The sequence below is a fragment of the Lichenicoccus sp. genome (genome assembly GCF_965277665.1).
GTDB lineage: Bacteria > Pseudomonadota > Alphaproteobacteria > Acetobacterales > Acetobacteraceae > Lichenicoccus.
This window is the reverse complement of sequence record NZ_OZ255835.1, coordinates 2,251,946-2,261,412: the sequence shown is the minus strand read 5'-3', so window position 1 is coordinate 2,261,412 and position 9,467 is coordinate 2,251,946. Positions and strand designations below refer to the sequence as shown.

Genomic DNA, 9,467 nt, shown 5'->3' with positions numbered 1-9,467 from the left:
GTGGCGTCCGGCCTGGTGCCGGCCTCGCCGGCAAAACGTTATTCTTCGGCCATTGTGATGGCATAAGGCGGTGCGACGCTCGCGCCAGCGCGGTCCGGGCGCACCGGCCCGCCTCCGATGAAGGACGTCCGCTTGCCGCCTCTGCCGCCATCTCCGCTCGCCGCTCTGCTTCGTCGCCGCACCATCATCGCAGCAGGTGCCGGAGCGTCACTCGCCGGCGCCCTGGGCACCGTGCCCGCTTTCGCCGCCGATGCGTCCGCCAAGGCGGCGCATCCGCAGCCCGGGCCGTTCGATGCCGCAACCGTACGTCGGCTGGCGCAGGACCTCGCGCGCCGGTCCTACCAGGCGCCGGATACCAGGCTGCCGAAGCCGATCGATGCGCTGAACTTCGACCAGTATCGCGGCATCCGCACCCAGAAGAGCCGGGCGCTCTGGCAGGGCCTGAACCTGCCCTTCAAGGTCGAATTCCTGCCACGCGGCTTCCTGTACCGACCCCGCATCGACATCTTCGAGGTGGCGGGCGGCCGGGCGGAGCGTGTTCCGTACGACCCCGACCTGTTCAGCTACGATGACCAGTCGCTTCGCGTCACCGAGGATATCGGCTTCTCGGGCTTTCGCATCCACGCGCCGCTGAACCGGCCGGATTATTTCGACGAGCTGTGCGTGTTCCAGGGTGCGTCGTATTTCCGCGCGGTGGCGAAGGGGCAGGCGTACGGCCTGTCGGCGCGTGGCTTCGCCAACGGCACCGGGAGTGACCGCGGCGAGGAGTTCCCGCTCTTCACCGCCTTCTGGCTGGAGCGGCCGCAACCCGGCAGCCCGTCGGTGGTGGTGCACGCGCTGCTCGACAGTCCGGGCCTCGCCGGCGCGTTCCGGTTCTCGATCAGGCCCGGGGACGAGACCATCTTCGATGTCGAGAGCACGCTCTACCCGCGCCACGACCTGCATGAGAGCGGCATCGCGCCGCTGACCGGCATGTTCTATTTCGACGCCAACGACCGCTCCCGCGTCGATGACTGGCGGCCGGCGGCGCATGACAGCGAGGGGCTGTCGGTGTGGACCGGGCATGGCGACCAGCTCTGGCGTCCGCTGGTCAATCCGGTGGACCTGCAATTCTCGGCGTTCGATGCGAGCAGTCCGCACGGCTTCGGCCTGATGCAGCGCAAGCGCGCGTGGGCCGACTTCCAGGACCTGGCGCTGAACTACGAGCGCCGCCCCAGCCTGTGGATCGAGCCGATCGGCGACTGGGGCGAGGGCGCGGTGGACCTGGTCGAGCTGCCGACGCCGAACGAGGTCAACGACAACATCGTGGCGTTCTGGCGCCCCAGGGAGAAGCTGAACGCCGCCGGCGAATACGCCTTCACCTACCGGATGCACTGGTGCTGGGACAATCCGTGGGCCACGAAGCGTGCCCGTGTCGCGCAGACCCGGGCGGGAGCCGCTGACGATCATAAGGGCCGGATCGTTGCGATCGACTTCACCGGCGACGCGTTGAAGTCGCTGCCGCCGGATGCCAAGCTGCATGCCGAGGCCGGGAGCAGCGCCGGGTCGATCCGCAATGTCGTGGTGGAGCCGAACCCGGAGATCCATGGCTGGCGCATCATCTTCCAGTTCGACCCCGGCGACGCCAGGAGCGCCGAGCTGCACTGCACCCTGAACAGCGACACCGAATCACTGTCCGAAACGTGGCTGTCGCGCTGGGTACGTTAACCGTGGCAGGCCAGGCGCCGTTCCTGCCGCCGGCGGCGCCGCTGGCGATGCAGCCGCAGTCGCTCGGCCACGCGCCGCCCCGTCCGCCGCACCCGGCCACCGCGCCGCGGCTGATCGGGTTGCGACGGTTGCTGGTGATCGGCAGCGCGATCCTGCTCACCCTGGCCGCGGCCCGGGAGATGTATCTGGTGCTCAACGGCGCCGGGCCCTCGGTGCTCGGCATCGTCGTGCTGCTGCTGTTCGTGGTGCTGTTCGCCTGGATCGCGCTCGCCTTTACCAGCGCGGTCGCGGGCTTCGTGGCGCTGCTCGGGCGCGGCGGCGGCCTTGCTCTCGGAATCACCCGGGACGGGCCGCTGCCGGACCTCGCCGTGCGGACGGCGCTGCTGATGCCGACCTACAACGAGAACCCGGCGCGGGTGATGGCCGGCCTGCAGGCGATCATCGAGAGCCTTGACGCCACCGGGCGGCTCGACGCCTTCGACGTCTTCATCCTGTCGGACACCACCGACGCCGATGTCTGGATCGCCGAGGAGGCCGCCTTCCTGGGGCTGCGCCGGCGGATCGCCGTCGCCGGGGACCGGGTGTTCTACCGCCGGCGCGCCAGCAACACCGAGCGCAAGGCCGGCAACATCGCCGACTGGGTGCGCCGGTTCGGGGCGGCCTATCCGCAGATGATGACGCTGGACGCCGACAGCGTGATGGATGGGGGCACCATCGTGCGCCTTGCCGGCGCCATGCAGCGTCATCCCGGGGTGGCGCTGATCCAGACGCTGCCGGTGATCGTCAATGGCACCACCCTGTTCGCCCGCATGCAGCAGTTCGCCGGCCGGGTGTACGGCCCGATGATCGCCGATGGCATCGCCTGGTGGCACGGCTCGGAGGGCAACTACTGGGGCCACAACGCCATCATCCGCACCCGCGCCTTCGCCGAGCAGGCCGGGCTGCCGACGCTGCCGGGGCGAAAGCCGTTCGGCGGCCATATCCTGAGCCACGACTTCGTCGAGGCGGCGCTGCTGCGCCGCGCCGGCTGGGCGATCCACATGGTGCCCGGGTTGCCGGGTTCCTACGAGGAGAGCCCGCCCTCGCTCACCGACATCGCCATACGCGACCGGCGCTGGTGCCAGGGCAACCTGCAGCACGCCCGCGTGCTGCCGGCGCGCGGGCTGCACTGGGTCAGCCGGCTGCACCTGATGATGGGCATCGGCTCGTACGTGACCTCGCCGCTCTGGCTGGTGTTCCTGCTGTGCGGCATCGCGATCTCGGTGCAGTCGCACTTTGTGCGGCCGGAATATTTCGGCGCCGGCAAGTCGCTGTTCCCGAACTGGCCGCGGGTCGATCCGGTGCTGGCGCGATACGTGTTCATCGGCACCATGGCGATCCTGCTGATGCCGAAGCTGCTCGCCTGGATCGCGCTGCTGTTCGACCGGGCGGCCCGGCGCGGCACCGGCGGCGCGTGGCGAGCGCTGGTCTCGCTGCTGCTCGAGACCCTGATCGGCGGGCTGATCGCGCCGATCGCCATGCTGATCCAGACCGGCGGCGTGGTCTCGATCCTGGCCGGGCGAGACAGCGGCTGGAACGCCCAGCGCCGCGACGACGGCCGGGTGCCGCTCGGCGACGTGTGGCGGGCGTACTGGCAGCACATGCTGTTCGGCGTGTGCCTCACCGCGATCGCCTGGACGGTGTCACCGGCCTTGTTCCTGTGGATGACGCCGGTGCTGCTCGGGCTGGTGCTGGCGGTGCCGCTGGCTGCCGTCACCGCCGACCGCGCCCCGGGCCTGGGGCTGGCGCGGCTCGGCTTGCTGCGCATCCCCGAGGAGGTCGCGACACCGCCGATCCTGGCGCGGGCGAATGCCCTCGCGCGCGAGCTGGAAGGCTGCACTCCGGCCGATCCGCTTGAGGTGCTGCTGCGCGATCCGGCGCTGCTGGCGGCCCATCGCGCGATGCTGCCGCCGCCAAGGCAGCGGGGCGAAGGGGCGCCGGACGCCGATCTGTTGATGGGACTCGCCAGGCTGGCCGAGGCGGACACGCTGGTGGCGGCGCTCGCCGGGCTCGCGCCACGCGAGCGCGCGGCGGTGCTGGGCGATGCCGGTGGCCTCGACCGCCTGCTGGCGCTGCATCGCGCCCCGGCGGAGGCGCTGGTATAAGCCGCCGCATGCGCAAAGTCTCAGCCAGCCTGTTCTCGTCCAGCGCCGTCGCCATCGCCCAGATGAGCGGCCGCCGCTACAGCCCGACCCCCGACCACCCTCGCACCGCGGCCTGGTATGCGGCGCTGCGTAAACCGTCGGCGACGCCTCCGGGACCGGTATTCGGCGCGGTCTGGACCGGGCTCGACGGGCTGCTCGCCTATAGCGGCACCCGCCTGCTGGCCGCACCTCCAAGCCTGCAGCGCACCGTCGCACTCGGCTTCTGGGGCCTGAACGTCCTTGGCGTCGCCGGCTTCCCCTGGGTGCTGTTCGGCCAGAAGCGGCTCGGTGCGGCAACCGGGGTCACGGTGGCGATGCTGGGAAGCGCAGGTGGTGCGGTGACCACGGCAGCGGCCGTTGATCGCCGCGCCGCCTGGGCCGGCGTGCCGCTTGCCGCCTGGGTCGTGTTCGCATCGTTCCTTCAGGAAGAGGTCTGGCGCCGCAACCGCTGAGGCAAAGCGGGTTTCGCCGGGACAGCGGCTGCCGCGGCGAATGACTTGGCGGTCGCCGGGGCGCCGACCTCGAACGGGGTCACGTCGGACCAGAAGCGCCGCTCGAACTTGCGGGCGTCGATGATGTAGGGCCGGTTCCAGGTGAAGCCGACATCGGCCACCTCCTTCATGAAGCGGACGAAGATCCCGAACAGCGGCAGCAGCCGGAACGGCACCCGGGTCAGCCGCAACGGCCGGCCGATCGCCTGGGCTCCGAGGGCGAGGATCTCTCGCGAGGTGCGGGTCCGGGCGCACGGCATGTTCCATACCTGCCCGAAGGCATCGTCGGGCGCATCGAGCAGGGTCACCGCCGCGCGGGCGATGTCCGGGACGTAGGCGAAGTCGTGCGGCATGTCCGGCGGCACGACCATCAGCGCCGGCTTGCCGCGGGCCAGCCGGCCGAAGCTGGTGGCTCCGAGATGCGCCAACGGGACGTCGGGTCCGTAGAAATCCGGGCAACGCAGCGCCGCCACCCGAACCCGGTCGCGGGCACGCATCCAGATACGCGTCACCTCCGCCAGCACCGGCGGCTTGGCGCCGCGGCTGCTGAGCGGCATGTCCTCGTGCCGCGGCCGGTCCTGAGGTCCGAGCTGGTAGAGGTTGTCAATGAACACGATCCGCGCGCCGCTCGCGGCACACGCCTCGACGACATTGGTCATCGCGGCGGGCCAGGCGGTCCGCCAGACCCGCGCGTCGTAGGCGAAGCCGACCGCAAACAGGACCTGCGCGGCGCCGGCAACCGCGCGCCGCACTGCGTCCGGCTGCAGGATGTCGCACGCGAGGAAGTCGGCGCCGACCGGGAGTTCGGCCGGCCGCTTCCGCTGGGCGACGATGACGCGATCCCCGCGCGCCACGAGAGCCGCCGTGACCAGGCGCCCGACCGGGCCATAGCCGAAAATGACTGTTGCTGCGTGCATGTCTGCCTCCTGCCTTGGCCGCACCCCGGTTGGTGCCGGCTGCCTGGCGAGACCGAGGATCGTGGCAATGTATGCAAAAGAGAATTGCCTGGATATGTAGGCCCTCTATACGGAAATAGATGAACACGGATCCGGACTGGGGCCTCTACCGGAGCTTCCTCGCCGTGGTCGAGGAGGGCTCGCTCTCGGGGGCCGCGCGCCGGCTCGGACTGACGCAGCCGACCGTAGCCCGGCATGTCGATGCCCTGGAGCAGGCTCTCGGTGGCGATCTGTTCCTGCGCTCCCAGCGTGGGCTGATCCCGAGCGAGATGGCGGTCGATCTGAGGCCCTATGCGGAGCAGCTGGCGCTGACCGCGGCGGCCTTGCTGCGGACCGCTGGAGGCCGTCACGGCGAGGTGCGCGGCAGCGTGCGGGTCAGCGCCAGCGAGATGGTCGGCGCGGCCCACCTGCCGCCGATCCTGGCGGGCCTGCGCCAGCGCCATCCCGGTCTGGTGATCGAGCTGGCTCTGTCGAACGCCGTGCACGACCTGCTGCGGCGCGAGGCGGACATCGCCGTGCGCATGGTCGAGCCCACCCAGGACGCGCTGGTCGCGCGGCGGCTGCCGCCGATCGAGATCGGGCTGCACGCCCATCGCGCCTATCTTGACCGGCGCGGAACACCTGCCTCGGTGGCGGATCTCGCCGGGCACGACCTGATCGGCTTCGATTGCGAGACGCCGCCGCTGCGCGCCTTCGTGGCAAGGTTCCCGAGCCTCGGGCGAAGTGCCCTTGCGCTGCGGACGGACAGCGACGTCGCCCAGTTCGCGGCGATGCGCGGCGGGTTCGGCATCGGCATGTGCCAGGTGGTATTGGCCCGGCGCGATCCGGACCTGGTGCGCGTTCTCGCCGATACGGTGTGCATCGAGCTCGGCCTCTGGATCGTCATGCACGAGGACCTGAAGACCAGTGCGCGCTGCCGCGCGGTGTTCGACGCGATGGCGGCGGGGCTGGCAAGCTTGCGTCAGTAGGGCAGCGGGGAGACGCCGAACAGCCACGGGTGCGACAGCAGCAGCGCTACCCAGAGTGCCAAGCCGGCGACCGGCGCGATCCAGCCGATCTCGCGCAGCACCAGCCGGTTGCGTCCGGCGAGGATGGCGCCGAACGGCAGGATCGAGGTCGCCGAAGCGAGCCGGCCCCAGCCTGCCGGGTCGCGGGTCGCGAGCTTGCGGTCGATCGAGGGCATGCCGGCCAGCGCGGTGACGCCGAACGCGCCGAAGAACAGCAGCGATACTAGGTCGCCGTTTCCTGCGACATGCACCGCAGACCAGGTCGCGAACGACCACAGCATCGGATGGCGGGTGATGCGCAGCAGGCCGCGCGGCTCGCGATCGAGCAGCCGCTCGCCGCCGACGGCAGTCGGGTTCGGCGTGGTGGCCGAGCCGATCAGCAACACGAAGGCCGGCGCCATCAGCAGGACCAGCAGCCAGCCCAGCCAGTCCGGGATGGTCCAGAGCCGGACCGACCCCGCAGCGCGGGCGCTGCGATAGCTGATCACCAGGGCCGCGATCGCAACCACCGACAGCAACGAGAACAGCACCCTGAAGCCGGTATCGCCGATGCGCCGGGCCAGCGCGCCGCGCAGGGCGGTGCCGGCGATGCCGACATGCACCGCGACCCAGGCGCACGCCGCCAGCACGAGCAAGTCCAGCCCCGTGGTCATGCGTGTGTGCCCTCCGGTACCGGCCTGCCTAGCGCATGGGGGTTGCGGAACGACCTATCAGCATACTGATCCTCCGCCCGGGCAGCGCGGTGTTGAGCCAGATCCCGTGCGGCGAGCGGCCGGTGGCGATCGTGGTGTAGCGGCCCGAGGCGAGATCCAGCACCGCGACATGCTGGCGCCAGCGCAGCGTCGCCCACATGCTGCCATCCGGGCCGAACACGATATCGTCCGGGCCGCCGGGCAGGCGGTAGCTGCGCACCACGTCCAGGCTGTTCCAGTCGAGCTGCTCGATGGTGCCGGAGACGCGGCAGGTCACGTAGAGCCGCTTGTGGTCGGGCGTGATGAACAGGTTGTGCGGGCCGGCCGCCATGTGGATCTCGCGCTCGACATGGCCGTCCGCGGGATCGACGACGGCCACGAAGTCGGTGCCCATGTTGGCGACCAGGACATGCCCTTCGTGCCAGAGCACGCCGGCCGGCGTCGAGCCGACCTTGCTGTCCCACCGCACCCGGCCGGTCGCGGTCTCGATCGCCATCAGCCGGCCGCTATCCTGCAGGCTGACATAGACGGTCGAGGAGTCCGGGGCGTAGTTGATGTGGCTAGGCATCGCCTTTGCCGGCACCCGGTGCGCCAGCGTCATGCTGGCCGCGTCGTAGATGTCGACCTGGTTGCGGGCGAGGCCGGCGACTGTGAGCCAGCGGCCGTCCGGGCTGTACGAGATCTGGTACGGGTCGCTGACGGTGATGCGTCGCTGCATGGCGCCGGTGACCGGGTCGAGGAAGAACAGCGCGTTGCCGGCGGTATCGCCGACCACCAGCGAGCGGCCGTCCGGCGTGGTCGCCATGTGGTGCGGCTCGCGCAGCACCGGGATGCGCCGCACTTCCTGGCGGCTGTCGATGTCGATCTCGCTGATCGAGGCGTCGGCCGAGTTCAGCACGAAGGCGAGGCGCTCGGGATGCGGCGCCGGCTGTGCGCGGGCGCCCGGTGCCAGCAGAGTGGGTGCCAGCAGGGCGAGCGCAACGCAACTGGTGGCGACGCGAAGGATTCTGTTCATTTGCAACTCACTGCCAGCGCCTGCTTGGCCAGAGCATGAGCCGTGCTGTCAAATGGAAACAGCACTCCGACGCCAAGCACTTGCCTGCCGGGCGCTTCTTGCCACATGAGAACCCGACACGCTTGCCTCTCATCCGGCCCGTCACAGGATCGCAGTCAAAATGTTCATCGAGACCGAGGACACCCCGAACCCCGCCACGCTGAAGTTCATTCCGGGCGGCCGTGACGTGATGGGCACCGGCACCGCCGATTTCTCCGGCCCGGAGAATGCCGCGCGCTCGCCGCTGGCGGCCGCCCTGTTCGAGCTGGACGGCGTGGCGCGGGTCTTCCTCGGCGGCGACTTCATCACCGTCAGCAAGACCGACGCGGTGGATTGGCTGGCACTCAAGCCGATGGTGCTTTCGGTGATCGTCGATCATGTGGTGTCCGGCCGGCCGGTGATCGAGGGGCAGGGCGACCTCGCCGAGGAGGACGTGCTGCCGGAGGACAGCGAGGTGGTGGCGCAGATCAAGGAACTGCTCGACACCCGTGTGCGGCCGGCGGTGGCCAGCGACGGCGGCGACATCGTGTTCCGCGGCTATCGCGACGGCGTCGTCCGGCTGCACATGCAGGGTGCCTGCTCGGGCTGCCCGTCGTCCCGCGCCACGCTGAAGCACGGCGTCGAGAACATGCTGCGCCACTACGTTCCGGAAGTGCAGTCGGTCGAGCAGGTCGAGGCGTAACGGGCGGCCATGGCGGTGGGCACGGAGCCGTCCGAAACGATCCGGCTGCCCGCCGACGAAGCCGGCGAGGCCGCGCCGCCGCCTGGGCCGCCGCCTGCGCCCGGCGTCGACGAGGCGGTGCTGGAGCAGGTGTTCCGCACGGCGCGCACGCCGCGACGCTGGCGTGACATCCCTGTCGCCGAGGCGATGCTGCACGCGCTCTACGACCTGGTGAAGCTCGGCCCGACCTCCGGCAATTGCTCGCCGGGGCGGTTCGTGTTCCTGACCAGCCGGGACAGTCGCGAGCGGCTGCGGCCGGCGCTCTCGTCGGGCAATGTCGAGCGCACGATGGCAGCCCCGGTCACCGTGATCGTGGCGCAGGACCCGCTCTTCTACGAGCAGTTGCCGCGGCTGTATCCGGATGTCGAGGCGCGGTCGTGGTTTGCCGCCGATATCGTGCTGGCCGAAGAGACCGCGTCCCGCAATTCCAGCCTGCAGGGCGGCTACCTGATCCTGGCGGCCCGCATGCTGGGTCTCGACGCGGCCCCGATGTCCGGCTTCGACGCCGACAAGGTCGACGAGATCTTCCTCTCCGGCCAGGGCTGGCGCTCGAACTTCCTGCTCAATCTTGGCTATGCCGACGGCGAACCGTCGCATCCGCGTCTGCCCCGGCTGGCCTTCGACGAAGCCTGCCTGCTGCTGTAGCGCGCGTTTCG

9 protein-coding genes are annotated in these 9,467 nt (G+C 70.4%); 6 read left to right on the top strand and 3 right to left on the bottom strand.

From position 1 onward, the window contains the following. Positions 1-117 precede the first annotated feature (117 nt). From ACQY4O_RS10375 to ACQY4O_RS10365, 3 genes are read left to right on the top strand one after another with little or no spacing between them, the layout of a single operon-like run. Positions 118-1,707 carry a glucan biosynthesis protein gene (locus ACQY4O_RS10375; RefSeq protein WP_428376308.1) on the top strand — a complete coding sequence of 530 codons (1,590 nt, stop codon included), beginning with the start codon at positions 118-120 and terminating at the stop codon, positions 1,705-1,707. Next, positions 1,683-3,851, top strand: a complete 2,169-nt coding sequence (gene mdoH, locus ACQY4O_RS10370) for a glucans biosynthesis glucosyltransferase MdoH (RefSeq protein ID WP_428376307.1) — start codon at positions 1,683-1,685, stop codon at positions 3,849-3,851. The genes ACQY4O_RS10375 and mdoH overlap by 25 nt, the downstream gene beginning before the upstream one ends. 8 nt (positions 3,852-3,859) lie before the next feature. Beyond that, the gene (locus tag ACQY4O_RS10365; protein ID WP_428376306.1) at positions 3,860-4,342 is read left to right on the top strand and encodes a TspO/MBR family protein; all 483 of its coding nucleotides are present in this window, start codon (positions 3,860-3,862) and stop codon (positions 4,340-4,342) included. Here ACQY4O_RS10365 and ACQY4O_RS10360 read toward each other — a convergent pair. Further along, on the bottom strand, positions 4,312-5,298 hold the full coding sequence (locus ACQY4O_RS10360) for an NAD-dependent epimerase/dehydratase family protein (RefSeq protein ID WP_428376305.1): 987 nt from the start codon (positions 5,296-5,298) through the stop codon (positions 4,312-4,314). The two genes, ACQY4O_RS10365 and ACQY4O_RS10360, sit on opposite strands and share 31 nt — an antisense overlap. Positions 5,299-5,417: 119 nt before the next feature. On the opposite strand from ACQY4O_RS10360, the gene ACQY4O_RS10355 reads away from it, so the two are divergent. Further along, positions 5,418-6,305 (top strand): LysR family transcriptional regulator, encoded by an 888-nt coding sequence (locus ACQY4O_RS10355; RefSeq protein WP_428376304.1) that lies wholly within the window; start codon positions 5,418-5,420, stop codon positions 6,303-6,305. On the opposite strand, the gene ACQY4O_RS10350 is transcribed toward ACQY4O_RS10355, so the two are convergent. Beyond that, complete coding sequence (locus ACQY4O_RS10350; protein ID WP_428376303.1) at positions 6,299-6,997, bottom strand: NnrU family protein; 699 nt, start codon at positions 6,995-6,997, stop codon at positions 6,299-6,301. The two genes, ACQY4O_RS10355 and ACQY4O_RS10350, sit on opposite strands and share 7 nt — an antisense overlap. A gap of 28 nt (positions 6,998-7,025) precedes the next feature. Continuing rightward, a complete protein-coding gene (locus tag ACQY4O_RS10345; protein ID WP_428376302.1) occupies positions 7,026-8,051 on the bottom strand; it encodes a PQQ-binding-like beta-propeller repeat protein in 1,026 nt (341 codons plus the stop codon). A 160-nt stretch (positions 8,052-8,211) separates the two neighbouring features. Here ACQY4O_RS10345 and ACQY4O_RS10340 point away from each other — a divergent pair, with 160 nt between their 5' ends. Together ACQY4O_RS10340 and ACQY4O_RS10335 are read left to right on the top strand one after the other, a co-directional pair. Beyond that, positions 8,212-8,772, top strand: a complete 561-nt coding sequence (locus tag ACQY4O_RS10340; RefSeq protein ID WP_428376301.1) for a NifU family protein — start codon at positions 8,212-8,214, stop codon at positions 8,770-8,772. Between the two features lie 9 nt (positions 8,773-8,781). Next, complete coding sequence (locus ACQY4O_RS10335; protein WP_428376300.1) at positions 8,782-9,456, top strand: malonic semialdehyde reductase; 675 nt, start codon at positions 8,782-8,784, stop codon at positions 9,454-9,456. Positions 9,457-9,467: the final 11 nt, after the last annotated feature.